The following is a 19,255-nucleotide window of genomic DNA, read 5'->3' as shown; positions in this document are numbered from 1 at the left end:
AAACAGGCGCGGATCAACACATATCTGTTCTGGCGTCTGCGGGGTTATTCCCCGCCGTCAGAATAAGAGAGGATTATATGTACCAGCAGCAACATATCGAATTTATTATTCAGAAAGCAAAAAAAAGACTCGACCTCCAGGAAGCGCCCGGCTGCACTAAAGCAGGCTGGCTGATGATCACCGCGTTATTAATTGAGTCGTGGGATATTTATTCCATGGCCTTTATTTTATTCGCGCTAAAAGATATTTATGAACCCAGTAGCTGGCTATTAGGTTTTACCGCTGCGGGCACCCAGCTTGGTGCGGTGATTGGCGCGCTGCTCGGCGGCTGGCTCACCGATAAGCTGGGGCGGCGTAAAATCTTCCTCTGGTCGATGATCCTGTTCGCTGTTTTTGCCGTGCTACAGGGGCTGGCACCGAATATGTACTGGCTGGCGATTATTCGCTGCCTTGCCGGTATTCCGGTAGGTGCCGACGTCGCTAACGGTTTCACCTACATAATGGAAGTGATGCCGAAAGGCAAGCGCGAAGTGATGGCTAACCGCTGGCAGTTTATGTTCGCGCTCGGCATTATCGCCGCCATTCTGCTGGTAACAACGCTGGTAATGCTTGAGGTTCATCCTGACTATATCTGGCGCATCGTGCTGGCGGTTCCGGCGATTCCCGCCTGCCTGCTGCTTTTTATGCGGCGCGAGCTGCCGGAAACGCCCGCCTGGTTTGTGGAACGTGGACGCTTTATCGAGGCGAAACAGGCCTCACGTGAATATTATGGCGAGCAGGACGGACGCTTACTGGACGATATTCTGCCGGATGAAAACGTTGTCATCGCCGATCCCACGCTAAAAGAGACGCTGCACGATCTGTTCCGCCGTCCCTTTACCCGCCGTACCACGCTGTTCGGCTGGTTCTCCTGCGCCGTGCAGTCGTTTGAAAACTACGCCTTCTCTTTCTTTCTGCCGCTGATCCTCGTCACCATCGGTATTTCCGGGCAGGTGCAGAACAACCTCGCGCTGCTGGCAGTGAACTGTATCGCCGCGCTCTCGGCGTTCGTCGGCCCGCTACTGCTGCCGAAGCTGGGCCATAAGGGGCTGAGCAAGTATGGCTTCCTGCTGGTCACCATCGGCATTTCGGTTTCGGCGTGGGGCGTCTACAGCAGCAGCTTCGCTTTTATCATCTTCGGTGCGGCGCTGATGCTGTGGGGCCACTACTGGGATTCCGAAAGCGGAATGACGGTGATCTCTCTGGTGGCAAAACCGCGCTACCGCGGCGTGGCGTCCGGTATCGGCTATACCATTGTGAAAGTAACCGCCTTCGTCACCACGCTGGTGTTCCCGGCCCTGTTTGACGCGGTCGGCGTGCCGCTGGCCTCGATGATTATCGCTATCGCACCGTTCTGCGCCTTCCTCGCCTCTATTTTCCTGCTGCCGGAAGTCTTCGGGCATGCGGTGGGCGATGAACAGGATCGGGATCCGGTGGAAAGCGCGCCGCCTGGGTTACAGCCTCATCAATCTACGGTTTCTACCTCCAAACATTAATCTCTGACTCCCGGCGGTGCGTCACAGGGGCGACCGCCGTCAAGAAAAAGGAAGCATTCACGATGAACAGTACCAAAATGCCCGTTATTGAAAATATTGAACTGATGACCGCCCGCGTTCCGCTGCCGGAAGGGCCCTGGGGCGATCAGATCCATCACGTTACCGATATCGAAGTGGCGATTGTTGATGTGTACGGCTCAAACGGCCATGTCGGCACCGGCTTTAGTCACACCTCCGGCTGGTGCGGTAAAACTATCTCTGCGTTAATTGCTGAAATTATTCCCGATGTGATCGGTCAGCCGCTCTCACCGCGTGGATTGTGGCATCGTTCTTATAAATATATTCACGATGTCGGCGGTGCCGGGGTCACCACGCACGCGCTGGCGGCGCTGGATATCGCCTACTGGGATCTGTTGGGTAAAACATTGAACGCTCCGCTGGTCGATCTGCTTGGACGTGTGCGCGACCGCGTACCGCTGTACGGCAGCGGCATTAACCTGCATCTCTCCATTGAAGAAGTGATTGAGCAGGTTAAACGCTGGCAACGTACCGGCTACCAGGCGGCGAAGGTTAAAGTCGGCAAGCCGACGCTGGAAGAGGATGTGGAACGGCTGCGTAAAATTCAGGAGGCCGTACCGGGATTCCCGCTGGCGGTCGATGCCAACCAGGGCTGGAATTTCCCGCAGGCGCTGCGCGCGTTCAAGCTGTTTGAGCCGCTTAATTTACTGTGGATCGAAGAGCCGCTGCCCTCCGACGATATTACCGGTCACCTCCGGCTACGCGAACGCAGCACCACGCCTGTCGCGCTGGGAGAAAACGTCTATAACTTAAATCAGTTCACCCAGTATATCGAAAGCGGCTGCGCCGATTATATCCAGGCGGATCTGGGACGCGTCGGCGGTATTACCGGCTATCTGGATATCGCCGCCGTCGCCCGCGCGCACAACCTGCCGATGACGCCGCACTTCGTGATGGAGCTGAGCGCCAGCCTGCTGGCGGCGGTGCCAAACATCTCCTACGCCGAAATGACCGACGGCGGACGCTGGAAGGATCTGCGCATTATCGCCGAAGCGGGCGAAGAGGTGGATGGCTACTACGTGCCGAGCGAACGTCCGGGCCACGGCATTATTCTCGATCGTGATTACCTCGCAACACATAAAATCTAACCAGCCGGTGATGGGGGAAAAGCAATGGAAGAGACGTTATTCTCGGTTAAAGACAAGATCATCATCGTAACCGGCGGCCTCGGCCAGCTGGGTGCGCAGTATGTGAAAACCCTGCATGAGCGCGGTGCAAAGGTAGCAGCGCTGGCTACCCATCTGGATGCGGTGCGTATTGACCGTGTATTCGGCGGGATAAAAGATTCCCCCCGCCTGTTCTGCGCGGAAATCAACATTACCGATAAAGCCAGCATCAATCGGGTGCTGGACGCTATCGAGGAAAAATGGGGCGTGCCGGATGGCCTGGTCAATAACGCGGGCGTTGATACCCAGCCCAGCGCGCCGCCGGAGGTCTCCGGCCCGTTTGAAGATTTCCCGGAAGCGGTGTTCCGCGATGTGGTTGAGGTAAACCTGGTCGGCACCTTCCTGATGACGCAGCAGGTGGGCAAAAGGATGCGGCAGGCGGGTAAAGGCGGTTCGATCATCAACGTGGGCTCTATCTATGGCGTGGTGTCACCGGTGCAAGATATCTACAGCTATAAAAAAGAGGATACCGGTATTCCATTCGTAAAGCCTGTGGCTTACTCCGCCGCCAAATCCGGGTTATATAACTTTACCCGTTATTGCGCTACCTACTGGGGGCGCGACGGTATTCGCGTCAATACCCTGACGCTATCCGGCGTTGAGCGTAGCGATCAGGACCCGCGCTTCCAGAAAAACTACACCAACCGTATTCCGATTGGACGCATGGCAAAGCCGCATGAATATAACGGCGCGGTGGTGTTTCTGCTGTCGGATGCCTCGGTCTATATGACCGGCTCCAACCTGGTGGTCGATGGAGGCTGGACGGCATGGTAAGCGATCGATGGCAGGCTTTTCGCGGCATTATCTCCGCGATCATTACGCCCATGCAGGCGGATGAATCCGTTAATTACACGGCGCTGGAAACCCTGGCTCACGCTCAGCTGGCGCGTGGCGTAGAGGGCTTTTACTGCTGTGGCTCCTCCGGGGAGGGGCCGTTATTACGCTTTGATGAGCGCCGCCAGGTGCTCGCCACGCTGGTTAACGCTGTCGCAGGCAAGGTGCCGGTGATTTCACATGTCGGCACGCCGCGCACGCTGGACGCCGTGGCGCTGGCAAAAAGCGCCGAGCAGGACGGAGCCAGCGCGGTTTCGCTGGTGCCGCCCTATTACTACAAATACAGCCGCGAAGAGATCATCGCTTACTATCGCCGCGTGCTGGATGCCATTTCGATTCCGGTGATTTTATATAACATTCCGCAGTTTACCGGTGTCGAACTCGATAGCCTGAGCGCAGAAGCGCTGCTCGGCGATGAGCAGGTGCTTGGCGTGAAACACACCTCGCATAACCTTTACTCGCTGGAGCGCATGATCGCCCGCTACCCGGATAAAGTGTTCTTTAACGGGTTTGATGAGATCTTTCTCTCCAGCCTGGCGGCGGGTGCGACCGCTACCGTTGGCACCACGGTCAACCTGCAACCGGAACTGTTTCTCGCCCTGCGCAGCGCCTTTCAACAGGGCGATATCTCGCGGGCGCAGCGTCTGCAACAGCAGATTAATGAAGTGGTTGAGGCGCTGGTCGCTCGCGGCGTATTCCAGTCAGCGAAATATCTGGCCGGGAAAGGGATGGTGGATACCGGGCCGATTCGCGAGCCTTTTGTCGCGCTAACCGCCACGCAGCGCGCCGAGCTGGACGCGCTGCACCAGCGTTTACAGGGATATATCGCCGATGCCCGCCGGTAACAGCCTGGTGCTACATAAGCGCCTGAACGACAGCGAGACAGGCCGACAGGTTGCGCTGTTTGTTGGAGAAACGGAGACGCATCCATCAACGTGCGGCCTGGCGCTGGCGGTAGTGGGCCTTGATGGCGAACTGATCGCCTTCGGCGCTCACGCCAGCTGCCCGTCGCTGCCGCGCCAGCTGGCACAGCGGAAGGCCTGGAGCGCGCTGCGCTTTCGTCGATCTACAGCAAAACTGGCGCAGGAAGTGGAAGCCGGTACGCTACGGTTAGCTATTTTTAACGATGCCCGCCTGCTGGCGATGCCCGGCGGAGCGCCGATTATCGTGGATGGCATCACTGTTGGCGGCGTAGGCGTGAGCGGCTTGCCGCCGGAGCTGGATGCGGAGATGGCGGAACGCTTTATCGCCCGGCTGTTGTAAACCGCGCCGGGAGGCACCGAGGCTCCCGGCGTTAATCTGACTGTTACTCGACCGATAGCGGACGATGGATCAGCGTCATCGGCACGGTGATTTTGACATCCGCATTCTCCCCCTGCAATTTCTGCTGCATCAGATGAAAGGCGTGCTGCGCCCAGGCATCTTCATCCTGACGCATCGACCATACGGCATTCGGCAAAAAGCCCAGCATCTGATGTTCGTCGAAGGTGCCAATAGAGATATTCGAAGGGATAAAACCGTAGGTTTCCCGCAGCGCGCTCAGCGTGCCTTCCAGAATCGGCAGGGAGGAGGCGATAAAGGCCTTGGGCGGTGCCTGATGCGTTTTCAGGAAATCGAGCATTAGCTGTCGCCCCTCTTCCTGGCGGTTATGGCTGGCGGATAATATCCACTCGTTGCCTGCCGGTAGCTCACTCAGGTAGCCCTGTAAACGGCGCTGTATCGAAGGCTGCTGCGTATCGCCAGCGATGAAAAAAATCGGCGATACCTGCACCGCCTGCGTCATCGCCTGTACCAGCTTCTTGCTGCCGTTAAAGTTATCGCTCACCACCAACGAAATATCGCTTTCGCCAAAATCGCGGTCCAGCAGCACCAGAGGCCGTTTGCGCGCCACTTTCTGATGATGACGCTGGGTTTGCAGGGTGGAGGGCACCACAAACAGGCCATCGACATTACGCGCCAGCAACCCTTCCACCAGGCTGTTTTCATGCTCGCTGTCGCTGTAGGTACAGGCGATCATCAGCTGATATCCCGCCTGGCGGCAGCAGGATTCCAGCTTTTCCGCCAGGGTAGAGAAAAACAGGTTCGACAGGCGCGGAATAACCAGCCCCAGGGTTTCGGTTTTGTTCAGCTTCAGGCTGCGGGCGATGTGGTTGACCACCAGCCCGTTTTCAGCGACGTAATCGTTAATACGCTGCTGCGTTTTGGCGCTGATGCGATAGCGCTCAGCCTTCCCCCCCAAAACCAGACGCACGGTGGTGATTGAAATATCCAGCGCCCTGGCGACCTGCTCAACCGTCTTAGCCATAAAATATCATTTTCCATAACGAACAGAACGTCTTAATCATAAACTAATTCGAGTTAGCAATATATTAGCAGCTCTTTTAATTCCAACCTACAGCACATTTCGTCACTGCAAAAGTGGTGTGTTTTGTCCTGCTGTCGGCTGATCCAGGCTAAGGATTTTTTTTACCGCCGGGCATAGGATAGCGCTGCGCCCGCAAAGCGAGCGCTAAAGAAAGTGGTGTGCGGGGAGTTGTTTTCGCATACCGTCCGGCAACAGGGAATAACAGAGCAACAGAGTCAATTATGCAGGAAACAGAATGTGATTTTAACGTGTCTCCATTAATGCGTGGAAAGGAGGTGCCTCTTGCTGATGTACTGGCTGCGCGGGAGCAGCGCGCCATGCGGCAACAGGCATTGCTGGCACGTTTTCAGCAGCCGGTGATCTCGCTGACGCTCGTCACACCTGGCCCGATAAAAAGCAGCATCGGCTACCGTCATACTATGGCTGCGGCACTGCGCGAAGGGGATCTGTTGTTCTGGCAGCAACACTGGAAAGTCCTGAGTCGTGAGGTTTACTGGCTTGATACCGGCGCGGAAGCGTTATGGGTTGTAGAGCAGCAGGCGCAGACCATCAAACAGGCGGTTGTCGAACTGGAAGATACGCATCAGCTTGGACGGTTATGGGATTTTGATGTGATTTGCCCCACTGCGGGACCGTTAAGCCGCGATACCCTGGGCTTGATGCCGCGCCGATGCCTTATCTGTCAGCAGCCGTCACGCGAATGTGGACGGGCGCGGCAGCATGCGTTGCCGGAACTCACACAGCATATTGAGCAAATGATTCTTGGCTGGCTGAATCGGGATTAATTCCTTGTCCGTTGCTCAATCATTGATCAGAAGCGGTAAAAACGGATTGCTGCTTTATCAAAACAACGAACCACTTAGCTTTTCTGTTTCGATAATACGTTGATAAGCCGATTGGCGAAGCAGGTGTGTTGACGCACTGTAACCGGACGCGTGCGTTTGCTCTCCAGGATTTGCACTATTTCCTGACCAGGCAACGTCACGCGAACCTGATGATGAATGATTACCGCTGCACTTGCAGGATGACGATACGATTGAAGAATTGATAGCCGTGAAAGGATGCTCTTCGTTATTGTAAAATAATTTTGTCAGCTGATATTGTCTTTGAGGAAGTAACGATCCGTGATCTAATTTGGGATACACTTGCTGCAAAATTTCACTGGTTTTTTTAAGGATGAAAAACGATGGAAACTACCGAAGAAATGCTGTTGAAATCAGGTTTCAGCCACAGCGATCTGCAAAAATTGCAGAATAATATTGCTAATTATGGCGGGACGCTGGGCTCAGTAACACATAACCTTGCAAACCGCTTTAACGCATCGAAGTGGATAACTATTATTGCTTTAATTATCCTGACTCTTACTCTGATTCTGGCATCAAGAGATACCAGTATTACCCTTGCAGCCACGCTTGCGATTGTATTGCCGTTTATCTGGTATTTAGCTCCTGCCAGACTTGCTTACAAATCTTGGTGTTATCGTAAAATGATAACTAATACTGAACAGAGTCAGTAACCGACATCAGGTCAACTATGACCTTAGCCTTAACACCATACCCAACAATTTTCATGCCGATGTGTTGGCTGTACTGATTAGTTTTCTGGCTTCGAAATTAACCATTGTTTCTGCCCAATCTTTATTTCTTCCGCCAGAACGCATCATATCAAGCAATGCCGCATCCATTTCTGTTCTCCCTGTATATTACACATCCGATAATACCCGGTTATTTTTAAGTGTAAATGGTCGCTTCATTAGGAATACATAGCTCACCACATAGATTTTACTTCAGGAAAAATTAAAATAAAATCCCTTGCTTAATTAGAACCAGAAATGGGATTGCCGTAGGCAGAGAATACTTCCTGGTTTTGCATATATTTTTTTCTTTTCTTTAATTTCTTTATTATTAAACAGCAAGTAACGGGTCATGATATTGGGCTAATCCCTATCCTTCTGACGATAGTTGCATTCTTCTTCTGTGCCCTCCCCTCCTTCGTCCCCTGAAAATTATTGCGATAGCCGTCACGCTTGTACATCAGCAGCTATGCTGTAAGTTTGATCGGTTTTCGCCAGAGGAGAAGTTAATGACCACATTACAGCCGTTATTTCCGCGTCGCCAGCCGGATGCAAATTCAGCAGATTCTCAGGTGCTGAACTGGGCGAAGAACGCGACGCTTGCTCAGGCAAGTGCGGTCATTGTTCCTGAGAGCGAATCACAGTTGCAGGCGGCGATAGCTCGTTGTCGGGGAAAAATGCGCATTATGGGGAGCCGCATGTCGCCGGGCAGAATGCTGGCGGTAACCACTCCCGATGATGTGCTGGTAGATTTGTCTCATCTGCGCGGCTTACTGGCGGTGGATGATCACAGCGCCACCTTTGCCGGTGGCACGCCGATGCATGAGGTTTATGAAATCCTGACTTCTATGAACCGCATGTTGAATGCCTCTCCTGGGGTTATTGCCTCACAAACGCTGGCGGGAGCCCTCTCTACCGGCACCCACGGGCAAGGCCTGCAACAAAGCTCTATCGCCGATGAAGCCCTGAGCATTCGCTTTATTGATGGTACGGGTCATCTGCACAACATGGATCGCAGCCACCCCTGGTTTGGTGCCGTGCAGCTCGGACTGGGCACGCTGGGGGCCATTACCGCCGTCACGCTGCGCACCCGTCCGTCCACGCTGTTCACCTGCTTTAAAGATGCCGCCAGCGCCGATACGCTGGAAAGCGATTTAGCCGAGTGGAATCAGGCGTGGACCCTCAGTAAAAGCTGGTGGTTTCTGGAAGAGAACAAAATCCATAGCTGGAATGCGCGGGAAGCTAATCAAGATGAACGGAAACGCTGGCAACAAAACCACGGCGATCTGGTCACGCTGGACGAAACGCGTGATGAGATGAATCAGGTGGTGGATAAAACATTACGGCATATGCGCAACGACACCCGCATCGTTGACGAAAACGGCAAGCCGTTTCGTACCGTAACCCGCTTTAAAGATTTCTCGGATGTGACTGGTGATATCTATCAGGTATTTTGCCGGGGCATCGCCACGCCGCAGATCAATATTGAAATTGGCGTGCCGCTGACCAACGCGCCGGCGGCGATTACCCGCATTAAGAAGTGGTATGCCGAAACGCATCCTCATATGCATTACCCGATTATTTTACGCTGCACCGGGGCATCTGACGCCTGGCTTAGTCCGGCATGGCAGCAGCCGACCTGCTATTTTGGCTTCGTGGTTTATTACGCTGAAGACGGATCGCTATCTGAAAAGGGACTTGAATTTTTACGTGCTGTCGAACCGCTACTGGCAAGCGAAGGGGGCAAACCGCACTGGGGCAAATACTTTGATGCCAGCTTATATGACTGGCCGGAGTGCTACCCGAAATGGCACGATTTCCAGGCTGTCCGTCAGGCTTTCGACCCGCGCGGCGTTTTCCTCAATGATTTTCTGGCGGAGGTGATGTCATGAACGCATCCCGTTGTGCCTGGGTAACCTTACTGACGCAGCCCGGCTATGTGCCTGGCGTGGAAGCGCTCTATCGCTCATTGCAGCAAAGCGGTAGCGCCTGGCCGCTGGAAGTGATGGTCACCCCGAACATCGTTACCTCCGTGCGGGAACGGTTGCAGGCGCAGGGATGTCGGGTTCGTGAGGTAATGGCGATTGGCCCCGCTTCTGAACTGGCCCATCGTTACGCTAATGCACGCTTTGCCGATGTCTGGAGCAAACTGGCAGTATGGACGATGACCGAATACGCACGAGTCGCCTTTCTTGATGCTGACATGCTGGTAGTAAAAAACATGGATGAGGTATTTGAGCTTCCCCTCCAGGAAGGCTTTATTGCTGCCTGCCACGCCTGTCGCTGTAATCCGAATCAGATTGAGAGCTATCCCTTAAGCTGGCAGCCGGATAATTGTTATTACAGCTGGTGTGAAGATCGGGAGATGACCGCCCGGCCACCAGCAACGCTCGACTATTACTTTAACGCTGGTTTTCTGGTGCTGACGCCTGACCAGACAATGTACGAGCTGATGCTGACAAAAATTATGTCCATGGCGGATATCAGTGCGTATGTCTTTGCTGAACAGGATTTCCTGAACGACATTTTCCACCAGCGCTGGCATCCCTTGCACTACGGTTATAACGCTCTGAAAACCCTGCAGCTCCAGCACCCTAAAATGTGGGATATGAGCCGGGTGAAGAACATTCATTACATTATTGATAAGCCCTGGGAGAAACTACCGGAACCGGGCGATAAGTGGTATCAGCTACACCGCTTATGGTGGGAATATTATCCGCAGTAAGCCATCTGTTGGCAGACGAACAGCTCACATTGTTCAAATTAAAACCAGGAAACTAAGGCGTTATTTGATTCTACTCAAATACATGCCGTCGGCCTTATAAACATGATAAAGGAAAAGTCGTGCCTGGCCAGACATTGTGCAAGGGAAATATTATGGATAAGGTCCTACTTATTGCGGGTTTACTGGTGCTCGCGTTCACTCTCGTCCTGCTGGTTAAACGATACGATACCCGAACGGTGCTGATCGGTTCCGGTATCGTATTGTGCCTGATCTCACTGGCACCGCTCAACGCTTTTGAGGCCTTTTCTACCCGCATGACAACCGGCGCGCTGGTTCAGTCGATCTGCTCCAGCATGGGCTTCGCTTTCGTAATGAAATATACCCAGTGCGATTTGCATCTGGTGAAACTGCTGACCCGTTCGATGAAACAGCTGGGCCTGTTTCTTATCCCTGTGGCGGTGCTGGTCACCTTTTTTATCAGTATCGCCATCCCTTCCGCTGCGGGCGTCTCCGCAGCGGTAGGTGCCACGCTGATTCCCTTACTAATCGCCTCACGTATCCATCCGGCTATCGCCGCCGGTGCCGTGATTACCGGCACTATTGGTGCCACGCTAAACCCAGGCATTGCCCATAACGCCCAGATCGCCGGTATCGCCAACCAGAAGATCATCGATTTTGTTATCTATCATCTGCCGCTGTCAGCGAGCGTAATGGCGGCGGGTGCTGTTAGCCTGACGCTGGTCGCCGTGTTGAAAAAAGAGACGCGTCTGACGCCGGAGCAGATGCTGATCGCTCAGGAGATGCCGCAAAAAAACGCTCAGTCTGGGGCGGATATCAGCCAGATTGTGGTGAAACCGCTATGGGCGCTGGCCCCCTTTGTGCCGGTGATTTTACTGCTGCTCTCCAGTTTTAACCTGCTCGGCGAGACGAAGCTGAACGTGCCTGCCGCCATGATTCTCGGCGCGCTGTACGCCCTGCTGGTGACCCGCTGCAACCCAAAACATATCACCACCGAATTCTTTAACGGCATGGGCTCCTCTTACGCCAACATCCTCGGCATCATTATCGCCGCCGCTGTTTTCATTGAAGGCCTGAAAGCCTGCGGCTTGATGGACAGCTTTATTAGCCTGCTGATTCATCAGCCCGATATTGCCCGCTGGGGAGGATCGATTGGCCCATTTCTTATGGGCGTGGTGACCGGAACCGGAGATGCGACGGCATTCGCTTTCAATGAAGCCGTTACGCCATCGGCCAGCAAGTTCGGCTTTTTACCTGAGAACCTGGGGGCTGGCGTGATGTACGCCGCCTGCCTGGGCAGAAATATGTCGCCGCTGGCGGGAGCCACCATCGTTTGCGCCGGTCTGGCCTGCGTAAATCCGATAGAGGTCGTGAAACGCACCGCGCCGGGCATGATCGTCAGCGTACTGGGCATCGCCCTGATCTGGATGGGAATAGCCTGAGAGGAAGTTACATCATGAAATCCGTAGACGCACAAAAGTTAATTGAATGGCGCAGAACCTTTCACCAGTTTCCGGAACCCGGCTGGGAGGAGTTTGTTACCACCGGGACGCTGATCTCTCTGCTGCGTGATATGGGGCTGGAAGTAAAAACCGGCCCGGCGATGATTCGGCGAGAAAGTATTCTCGGACGCAATGAAGCACAGGTCGCCAGAGCTATCGAAAATGCCCGGCAGTACGGCATTTCGTCAGCCCTGCTGAATGAGATGGACGGCCTGACGGGCTGTATGGCGCTGCTGGACAGCGGCAAACCAGGGCCGACGTTCGGCTTTCGGTTTGATATCGACTGCGTCTACGTGCAGGAATCGAGCGAGGCGTGTCACTTTCCTCAGCAACAGGGGTTCCAGTCCCGCCGTCCGGGGCTAATGCACGCCTGCGGGCACGATGGTCATACCGCCATCGGTTTAGGTGTCGCGGCATGGCTGGTCGCTAATCGCGACGCGCTATGCGGCAAATACAAATTAATCTTCCAGCCCGCGGAGGAAGGCGTGCGCGGTGCGCGCCCTGTTAGCGACAGCGGCGTACTCGATGATGTGGATTACTTTATGGCTCTGCATCTCGGCTGTAACCTGAAAAAGGGCGAGGTATTGCTCGATCCGCAGGATTTTCTCTGCACCACTAAACTGGACATTTACTTTAACGGCGAACCGGCACACGCCGGTGCAGACCCGGAAAAAGGTCATAACGCGCTGGCGGGAGCCTGCCTGGCTGCATCACAGATTCTGGCCGCACCGCGCCATAGCGCCGGGATGTCACGGGTCAATGTTGGCGTTCTGCGCGCCGGTGAGGGACGCAATGTGATCCCCGCCAGCGCTGAGATGCAAATTGAGGTGCGGGGCCAGACGGCAGCTATTACCGAATATCTTGTTGATTACGTTGACCGCTGCGTTCAGGGCGCCGCGCTGGTTCATCAGCTCAGCGCTAGCATTGAGAAAACCGGCGAAGCGGTGGATTTCCGCAACGATCGCCAGATGATCGACATGATGCAGCAGGTGATCGATAAGCACGAAGAACTATCCAGCGTCAGCGCCTGCATGGGCGGCAGCGAGGATGCCTCTCTGATGGTGCGTCGGGTACAGCAGCACGGCGGCAAAGCGCTTTATTTTATCGTCGGTGCCGATCAGCCTGCGGGCCATCATAAAGCGGAGTTTGATATCGCCGAAGAAGCGTTGTCTGTCGGCCTGATGCTGTTTACCGAAGGGGTGCAATCTATCCTGGCGGCAGAAACGCGCTCTGGCTGCGTAGCGGAGCAGTAATATCAGTATCTGTTCTCTGTTTTTTCCGGCGTCAGCCCTCCGTTATCATGGTGTGGCCTGACGCCTGGCTGGGTTGCAGGCGCGACGTCTGTTGCTGCCGAGGCTACATTCACATACGGGGTAACGTACTGGTGGTAAATAAACACCGTAATAAAGCCGTATTGAAAGCGATCTGTATTAATCGTGGCGCTTTTTTTCGATAACATCCTTCAGCGCCCGGTTCTCGACCTTAATAGCAAAGGCCCACCGAAGCGAACCTTGAATGGCACGAAAATTAATCCCCGCCGATGAATAGTAAAACCTTCTTGAAAACGTATACGCACCCAGTCATACATAACAATAATAACGTGAAGCGAGAAAAGTTTACGGGTAAGCCGGGCCAGCCCGTATCTATAACTCCGGCTCCGTTCATTAATGATGTAGCTGATGCAATACCCAATATAATTGCGAGAACATTAATTATTTTATTCTTCATTATCAATTACCATGAACAACCATCGCCGCCACCGTTCGAACCACTGCCGTGGGATGACATTTGAAAAGCCTGAGAAGCAGAATATGCCTACACTGCGCCCAGAAGAATATTGTAAATTAAAAATACCGAGAAAAATGCTGGCTTATGTTGTAAATTTTCCAATCCATGGGCTATTGGCGTCCTTGAACCAAAGTTGTAAAAGCATCTCTCTGAACTTTTCGGCCGCCGGACTCAATCCCGTTTCCCTGCGCTGGACCAGCCCTAACGTGCGGCGAATGACAGGTTCAATCAGGGGGCGGCTGACAAGAATATGATGTTCATCGGTTGGCATCGCCAGGCTCGGCACCACCGCAATACCCAGCCCAGCCTCCACCATACCGAGTGAGGTCGACAGATGCCGGACTTCGTAGAACCAGTTGGGTTTCCATTCGGCTCCTTCCAGAGCCTGGTCTATCAAAGAGCGGTTGCCGCTGGAGCGTCGGACGCCAATCAGCCTTAACCCAGCCAAATCTTCCCACAGCACCAACTTTTTTTGTGCCAGCTCGTGGTCGCGCCGACAGGCCAGAACGAAAGGCTCATTCACCAGCGGTGTAAAATCGATATTCGGATGTGTGATGTTAATCATGTTTATGCCAAAATCTGCATCACCATTTAACACGGCTTCGAGGCAATCGCTGGCGCTGTGCTCCAGAATGCGGATCCGGATATTGGGATAATAATTGTTATAATCTCTGATGACCGAAGGCAAGAAATAAAACGCGGCCGTAGGGAGGCAGGATAAGGTAATTACCCCACTCTGGTGTGTCGCCATCTCCCTGATACTCAGGATAGAGCTTTCATAAAAATCGATTAAATTCTTTGCCTTAGGTAAAAATTCTCTTCCTACCGCAGTGAGCTTTACGTTTCTCGTTGAGCGTTCAAATAAGGTTGCACCCAGGCTCTCTTCCAACTTTTTAATTCTTCGCGTTAACGCCGGTTGCGATATATGAAGAATATGAGAAGCTTTTGTAAAGCAAGAGGTTTCCGCAATTTTAACAAAGGCTTGCATACCTTTAAGCTCATGCTGCATGAGATTCCCTTCCATCTTTTACCCGCATAAAAACCACTCTATCTCAGGATGTATTTATGCGCAAAGCGTATTAATTGTTCGTTTTTTGACATTAGAGTTATCGATTGGCTTATGAAATCCTGACCCCGTTCTTACCAATAAGGGAAACGGGAAAACAAAATGTTGAAGATTCCTTGCGTACTGATGCGTGGTGGTACTTCTAAAGGCCCGGTTATTCTGGCCAGCGATTTACCGACAAAGATTGAGGAGCGCGATGCGGTACTGCTTGATCTCATGGGCGCAGGCCATGAACTTGAAATTGATGGTATTGGCGGAGGCAGCCCCCAGACAAGCAAAGTCGCCATTGTGAGTCCGTCGGACAGTCCTGATGCGGATGTCGACTATTTATTCGTACAGGTGATGGTTAATGAGCGCCGCGTGGATACGACGCCCAACTGCGGCAACATGCTGTGCGCCGTTGGCCCCTTCGCCATTGAAAAAGGCCTCGTTAAAGCCAATAACCCCGTCACCACAGTGCGCATCCGTAACCTCAACACCGGAACGCTGGTTGATGCCGAAGTGCAAACCCCTGACTTTTGTGTAAATTACGAAGGTGACACCAGTATTGACGGCGTACCCGGTACCGCCGCGCCGGTTGGCCTGACATTTCTGAACTCGGCGGGCTGCAAGACCGGTAAACTGCTGCCCACCGGTAATGTAGTTGACCGCTTCGATGGGGTAGAAGTGACCTGCATCGATATGGCGATGCCAATGGTGTTGATAAATGCCGCGCAGATGGGAAAAACCGGCGGCGAAACTCCGGCAGAGCTTGAGGCGGATCGGACGTTTATGACGCGGCTGGAAAACATTCGCCGCCAGGCCGGTGCCGCAATGGGGTTTGGCGATGTCAGCGATAAAGTGATCCCCAAACCGGTTCTGCTAAGTAAACCGGGCGCAGGCGGTACGATCAGAGTGCGTTACTTCATGCCGCATAACTGCCATAAATCGCTGGCAATTACCGGTTCAATTGGTATTTCAACGGCCACCCTGATCGAAGGTTCCGTGGCGTATAAGATTATTTCAGAACAGCTCAGGGCATCTGATACGACCATCGTTAATATTGAACATCCAAGCGGGAAAATTTCTGTTTCGTTACTTAAAGAGGAAAATGAAATCGAGAAAACACGTGCGGCAGTAATTCGGACGGCTCGCAAGCTGTTTGAAGGCACCGTGTGCGTCCCAGAATAAATGTAACAGAAGCGATTTAAAAATATTTCTATTATTGCAGCCAATAATACCCCTGGCTCCACGGAGCTAATTTACTCTGCCCCTAAAAAAATAATATTGAGGATATTATGTCTATAACACATACAAGAAGTAATCTGAACGGTCCAGACCCGGCGAAAGTCAGTAATTATATTCGTGTCATCCTGGCGCTGGCTTTATCCGGGCTGGCTGAATTAGCTTCGCTTTTTTTTATTCAGCCGCTATTACCTATTCTGGCCGTTGAATATGATGTTCCGGTCAGCCAGGTCAGTATTATCCTCTCCGCAGAAACGGCACTGCTGGCCATTGGGCTTTTATTTACCGGCACGTTATCCGACCACTACGGCAGAAAAAAACTAATTATTGTTTCCCTACTGTTAGGCGGCTTCCTGACCTTACTGTGTCCGCTGGTGGAGTCATGGGCGATGCTGGTTGCTTTGCGCGCCGTTATCGGCCTGGCTCTCAGCGGTATTGCCGCTGCCGCAACGGCTTATATCAGTGAGGAGGTCGCCCCCGTTGTAGCAGGGGTTGTCACCGGCTATTTTGTCTTCGGTAACTCAATGGGCGGGATGTCCGGACGAATTGTTGCCAGTCAGCTAATTGAACATATTTCAATAAACACCATCTTCTACGGTTTTGCCGCCAGCCTGATTGTGGTGGCGATTCTGGTTAATTTCCTGTTGCCGGCTTCTAAAAACTTTAAGCCTACGCAAAACCTGAACGTACTGCGGGTGGTGAAAGGCGGCGCGGCGCATTTTAAAAACAAAAAACTGGCTCTGGCCTTTGTTATCAGCTTCATCATATTTGGCGTATTTACCTCCCTGTATAACTACCTGGCCTTCTTCCTGAAGGGCGAGCCGTTTCATATTTCCCCGGCCAATGCTGGTCTGTTGTCGTTTAGCTTCGCGCTGAGTTTCTTTACCGCGCCTCAGGCGGGCCGCCTTTCCGCCAAATATGGCAGCATGAATGTCCTGCGAGTGCTGTTCGTCCTGATGGCGTTGGGTATGCTGCTAACGCTAACCCCGAACGTTGTCATCTTTATTATCGGTTCAGTCATCTTCACCGGCTGCTTCTTTGGGTGTCACTCTATCGGTCTGAGCTGGGTCAGTAAAAATGCCGCTCAGGCGCGTGGTCAGGCCGTTGCCCTGTATCTGTTCTTCTACTACATGGGAGGTTCGGTTATCGGTTTTGTGAATGGTTTCGTTTTCCACTCTATGGGGTGGCAGGGTATGACGGCATTTATCATCGCCTTACTTGGCGTGGGCGCCATTGTCGCAACGTACTTATCCTCCAGTGAAAAAAAGGCACTGGTCGCCGCTGAATCTTTAAATAATTAATCCTTTATTCACGCCGCGCAGGCGCGGCGTGAACAAAAACAGAACGAGAAAAAGATAAACAGGTTTCATTATGAAATTAGCAAGCTATCGCCATCGTGGTCGTAAAAGCTACGGCATTTTTACTGATAAAGGTATTATTGATCTCGGCAATAAGATTGGTCATAAATACCCTACCCTGAAAGATCTGCTTCAGAAAAATGCTATTGACGTTGCCAGGCAGTATCTCGATTCTCCTGCCGATATCATGGTTGAGGATATTACCTTCCTGCCGGTAATTGAAACGCCAGGAAAAATATTTTGCGTAGGTATGAATTATGCCGATAAGCGAAAAGAGTTTGCTGAAACCAGTAATGCCCCCACTCTGTTTATTCGCTTCCCTGATTCGCAAACCGGACACGGGACGCCCGTGATTAAGCCCGCCTTATCAAATGAATTCGATTATGAAGGTGAGCTGGCCGTTATTATTGGTAAGCCTGGGAGCAATATCGACGCAAGCGTCGCCCTGGCACATGTTGCCGGATACAGTTGCTATATGGATGGCTCAGTGCGCGACTGGCAGCATGCCTGGTTTACCGCTGGTAAAAACTGGCCACGGACGGGAGCATTTGGCCCGTATATGACCACGGTAGATGAAATCCCCGATCCGCATGTTTTATGTATTCAGACCTACCTGAACGGCATTCTGGTACAGAATGATTCGACGGCCAGCATGATCCATAAAGTGGCAGATCTTATTAGCTATATCAGCACCTTCACCTCGCTCAGCGCAGGTGATGTCATTATTACCGGCTCCCCAGGCGGCGTTGGCAAAAAACGTAACCCTCCCCTCTTTATGCATGAAGGCGACCGGGTAGAAGTGGTTATCGAAAATATCGGACGTTTGACGAATACGATTGTGGAATCTCTGCCCCAGCATGATCTGCTGGCATCGTAATACCCGACAGACCGGGCACATAAAACATCCCTTAACGATATTTTCAGGAGAAATAAGATGCACACCGACCAGGCGCTGGAGTTTGAAACAGTTGACGCTAGCAGCGGTACTCACAGAGAGGAGATTATCTTCTTTCTGAAGAGCAATGGATTAGGCATCGATGAAGATATTGAGCTGTTCGTCATTGCACGCTGTCACCGACAACTGGTCGCCTGCGCGGGTCTGGCGGGGAATACGCTAAAGTGCATTGCTGTCGCGAAAGCGTGGCGTGGCACCGCTTTAGGCCTGAAGATTGTGCATGAAGCGGAACTTCAGGCTACCCAGAACGGCGAGCATCACCTGTTTCTTCTGACCTGCCCGGAAAATGTTAAATTCTTCCAGGGATGCGGATTTTACCCGCTGGTGACTGTCGATAACCGGGCAACGCTGATGGAGAATACGCCTGTTGGCATTCAGCGCTACTGTCGGCAACTACGGAGCCAGCATCTGGTAGCGGTTAAAAACGTGGGCGGGATTGTCATGAATGCCAATCCATTCACGCTGGGACACCAGTATCTGATCGAACAGGCGGCAAAAGCCTGCGACTGGCTTCACGTTTTTGTCGTTGAGGAAGATTTGTCCGCATTCTCCTTTCGTGAGCGTTTCGCAATGGTGCAGGAAGGTTCACGTCATCTGCCAAACATTACTGTTCACCCTGGATCAAAATACATTATTTCGCGCGGAACCTTTCCAGGATATTTTCTCAAAGATAAGCAGATCATTAATGAAGTGTATTCCGCTATCGATCTGATTATATTTCGCCGCTACATTGCCCCGGCGTTAAATATTACCCAGCGCTTCGTTGGCACCGAACCTTTCTGTAAAGTGACCGCGCAATATAACTGTGCGATGCATCGCTGGCTGGAAGATGAGATGGCAATACCGACCGCCAGCATCAAAGTTAACGAGATCAAGCGAATAACCGATGACAATAATTTCCCTGTCTCCGCCTCTGCGGTCAGGAAATTATTAGATAAAGAACATATTGAGACTGTTAGCAGCATGGTGCCGGCCAGCACCATGCCTTACCTGTATAAATGGCTATCGGCAAATCAATCAAAGCAGCCAGATTTCGATCTGGTCGGAGCTTAGTAATAATTTTCAGGA

Annotated in this window: 17 protein-coding genes and 1 pseudogene; 15 read left to right on the top strand and 3 right to left on the bottom strand. The window is 52.6% G+C overall.

Translation table 11 applies throughout. The features are described from left to right. The first annotated feature begins 77 nt into the window (after positions 1–77). The 5 genes from C7M51_RS20875 to C7M51_RS20855 all read left to right on the top strand — a co-directional run bounded on the left by C7M51_RS20875 (position 78) and on the right by C7M51_RS20855 (position 4,876). A complete protein-coding gene (locus tag C7M51_RS20875) occupies positions 78–1,535 on the top strand; it encodes an MFS transporter (RefSeq protein WP_160623381.1) in 1,458 nt (485 codons plus the stop codon). Positions 1,536–1,597: 62 nt separating this feature from the next. After that, positions 1,598–2,701, top strand: a complete 1,104-nt coding sequence (locus C7M51_RS20870; protein ID WP_160623380.1) for a mandelate racemase/muconate lactonizing enzyme family protein — start codon at positions 1,598–1,600, stop codon at positions 2,699–2,701. Between the two features lie 24 nt (positions 2,702–2,725). After that, entirely contained in the window at positions 2,726–3,553 is an 828-nt protein-coding gene (locus C7M51_RS20865; protein WP_160623379.1) for an SDR family oxidoreductase, read from the top strand. Then, positions 3,547–4,458: a dihydrodipicolinate synthase family protein gene (locus C7M51_RS20860; RefSeq protein ID WP_160623378.1), complete on the top strand. Its 912-nt coding sequence runs from the start codon at positions 3,547–3,549 to the stop codon at positions 4,456–4,458. The genes C7M51_RS20865 and C7M51_RS20860 overlap by 7 nt, the downstream gene beginning before the upstream one ends. After that, positions 4,445–4,876 carry a GlcG/HbpS family heme-binding protein gene (locus C7M51_RS20855; RefSeq protein WP_160623377.1) on the top strand — a complete coding sequence of 144 codons (432 nt, stop codon included), beginning with the start codon at positions 4,445–4,447 and terminating at the stop codon, positions 4,874–4,876. The genes C7M51_RS20860 and C7M51_RS20855 overlap by 14 nt, the downstream gene beginning before the upstream one ends. 43 nt (positions 4,877–4,919) lie before the next feature. On the opposite strand, the gene C7M51_RS20850 is transcribed toward C7M51_RS20855, so the two are convergent. Further along, entirely contained in the window at positions 4,920–5,918 is a 999-nt protein-coding gene (locus C7M51_RS20850; RefSeq protein ID WP_160623376.1) for a LacI family DNA-binding transcriptional regulator, read from the bottom strand. A 320-nt stretch (positions 5,919–6,238) separates the two neighbouring features. Here C7M51_RS20850 and citX point away from each other — a divergent pair, with 320 nt between their 5' ends. Then, positions 6,239–6,763 (top strand): citrate lyase holo-[acyl-carrier protein] synthase, encoded by a 525-nt coding sequence (citX, locus tag C7M51_RS20845; RefSeq protein ID WP_160623724.1) that lies wholly within the window; start codon positions 6,239–6,241, stop codon positions 6,761–6,763. Between the two features lie 401 nt (positions 6,764–7,164). Continuing rightward, a complete protein-coding gene (locus tag C7M51_RS20840; RefSeq protein WP_160623375.1) occupies positions 7,165–7,494 on the top strand; it encodes a hypothetical protein in 330 nt (109 codons plus the stop codon). A gap of 60 nt (positions 7,495–7,554) precedes the next feature. Here C7M51_RS20840 and C7M51_RS22815 read toward each other — a convergent pair. Beyond that, a pseudogene (locus C7M51_RS22815) lies at positions 7,555–7,662 on the bottom strand (DUF4225 domain-containing protein); the annotation flags it as partial. A 398-nt stretch (positions 7,663–8,060) separates the two neighbouring features. Between C7M51_RS22815 and C7M51_RS20835 the strand changes: the two are divergent. The 4 genes from C7M51_RS20835 (at position 8,061) to C7M51_RS20820 (ending at position 13,049) form a co-directional block, all read left to right on the top strand. Continuing rightward, entirely contained in the window at positions 8,061–9,443 is a 1,383-nt protein-coding gene (locus C7M51_RS20835) for a D-arabinono-1,4-lactone oxidase (protein ID WP_160623374.1), read from the top strand. Continuing rightward, the gene (locus tag C7M51_RS20830) at positions 9,440–10,276 is read left to right on the top strand and encodes a glycosyltransferase family 8 protein (protein WP_160623373.1); all 837 of its coding nucleotides are present in this window, start codon (positions 9,440–9,442) and stop codon (positions 10,274–10,276) included. Before C7M51_RS20835 ends, C7M51_RS20830 begins: the two co-directional genes overlap by 4 nt. Before the next feature lie 152 nt (positions 10,277–10,428). Then, positions 10,429–11,736, top strand: a complete 1,308-nt coding sequence (gene dcuC / locus C7M51_RS20825) for a C4-dicarboxylate transporter DcuC (protein WP_160623372.1) — start codon at positions 10,429–10,431, stop codon at positions 11,734–11,736. Positions 11,737–11,750: 14 nt separating this feature from the next. Continuing rightward, entirely contained in the window at positions 11,751–13,049 is a 1,299-nt protein-coding gene (locus tag C7M51_RS20820) for an amidohydrolase (protein WP_160623371.1), read from the top strand. Positions 13,050–13,666: 617 nt separating this feature from the next. On the opposite strand, the gene C7M51_RS20815 is transcribed toward C7M51_RS20820, so the two are convergent. Then, the gene (locus C7M51_RS20815) at positions 13,667–14,593 is read right to left on the bottom strand and encodes a LysR family transcriptional regulator (RefSeq protein WP_160623370.1); all 927 of its coding nucleotides are present in this window, start codon (positions 14,591–14,593) and stop codon (positions 13,667–13,669) included. Between the two features lie 159 nt (positions 14,594–14,752). On the opposite strand from C7M51_RS20815, the gene C7M51_RS20810 reads away from it, so the two are divergent. From C7M51_RS20810 to citC, 4 genes are all read left to right on the top strand, one after another. Further along, a complete protein-coding gene (locus tag C7M51_RS20810; RefSeq protein ID WP_160623369.1) occupies positions 14,753–15,820 on the top strand; it encodes a 4-oxalomesaconate tautomerase in 1,068 nt (355 codons plus the stop codon). Positions 15,821–15,927: 107 nt separating this feature from the next. Then, positions 15,928–17,175 (top strand): MFS transporter, encoded by a 1,248-nt coding sequence (locus C7M51_RS20805; RefSeq protein WP_160623368.1) that lies wholly within the window; start codon positions 15,928–15,930, stop codon positions 17,173–17,175. Between the two features lie 70 nt (positions 17,176–17,245). After that, a complete protein-coding gene (locus C7M51_RS20800) occupies positions 17,246–18,109 on the top strand; it encodes a fumarylacetoacetate hydrolase family protein (protein WP_160623367.1) in 864 nt (287 codons plus the stop codon). A gap of 57 nt (positions 18,110–18,166) precedes the next feature. Continuing rightward, a complete protein-coding gene (gene citC, locus C7M51_RS20795; protein WP_160623366.1) occupies positions 18,167–19,240 on the top strand; it encodes a [citrate (pro-3S)-lyase] ligase in 1,074 nt (357 codons plus the stop codon). Positions 19,241–19,255 lie beyond the last annotated feature (15 nt).

It is taken from the genome of Mixta intestinalis (assembly GCF_009914055.1).
Taxonomy (GTDB): Bacteria; Pseudomonadota; Gammaproteobacteria; order Enterobacterales; family Enterobacteriaceae; genus Mixta; species Mixta intestinalis.
This window is presented reverse-complemented; position numbering and strand designations above follow the sequence as displayed.

Coding starts and splice junctions, on each gene's coding strand:
- C7M51_RS20875 (WP_160623381.1), top strand. CDS start 78: ATGTACCAGCAGCAACATATCGAATTTATTATTCAGAAAGCAAAAAAA.
- C7M51_RS20870 (WP_160623380.1), top strand. CDS start 1,598: ATGAACAGTACCAAAATGCCCGTTATTGAAAATATTGAACTGATGACC.
- C7M51_RS20865 (WP_160623379.1), top strand. CDS start 2,726: ATGGAAGAGACGTTATTCTCGGTTAAAGACAAGATCATCATCGTAACC.
- C7M51_RS20860 (WP_160623378.1), top strand. CDS start 3,547: ATGGTAAGCGATCGATGGCAGGCTTTTCGCGGCATTATCTCCGCGATC.
- C7M51_RS20855 (WP_160623377.1), top strand. CDS start 4,445: ATGCCCGCCGGTAACAGCCTGGTGCTACATAAGCGCCTGAACGACAGC.
- C7M51_RS20850 (WP_160623376.1), bottom strand. CDS start 5,918: ATGGCTAAGACGGTTGAGCAGGTCGCCAGGGCGCTGGATATTTCAATC.
- citX (WP_160623724.1), top strand. CDS start 6,239: ATGCGTGGAAAGGAGGTGCCTCTTGCTGATGTACTGGCTGCGCGGGAG.
- C7M51_RS20840 (WP_160623375.1), top strand. CDS start 7,165: ATGGAAACTACCGAAGAAATGCTGTTGAAATCAGGTTTCAGCCACAGC.
- C7M51_RS20835 (WP_160623374.1), top strand. CDS start 8,061: ATGACCACATTACAGCCGTTATTTCCGCGTCGCCAGCCGGATGCAAAT.
- C7M51_RS20830 (WP_160623373.1), top strand. CDS start 9,440: ATGAACGCATCCCGTTGTGCCTGGGTAACCTTACTGACGCAGCCCGGC.
- dcuC (WP_160623372.1), top strand. CDS start 10,429: ATGGATAAGGTCCTACTTATTGCGGGTTTACTGGTGCTCGCGTTCACT.
- C7M51_RS20820 (WP_160623371.1), top strand. CDS start 11,751: ATGAAATCCGTAGACGCACAAAAGTTAATTGAATGGCGCAGAACCTTT.
- C7M51_RS20815 (WP_160623370.1), bottom strand. CDS start 14,593: ATGCAGCATGAGCTTAAAGGTATGCAAGCCTTTGTTAAAATTGCGGAA.
- C7M51_RS20810 (WP_160623369.1), top strand. CDS start 14,753: ATGTTGAAGATTCCTTGCGTACTGATGCGTGGTGGTACTTCTAAAGGC.
- C7M51_RS20805 (WP_160623368.1), top strand. CDS start 15,928: ATGTCTATAACACATACAAGAAGTAATCTGAACGGTCCAGACCCGGCG.
- C7M51_RS20800 (WP_160623367.1), top strand. CDS start 17,246: ATGAAATTAGCAAGCTATCGCCATCGTGGTCGTAAAAGCTACGGCATT.
- citC (WP_160623366.1), top strand. CDS start 18,167: ATGCACACCGACCAGGCGCTGGAGTTTGAAACAGTTGACGCTAGCAGC.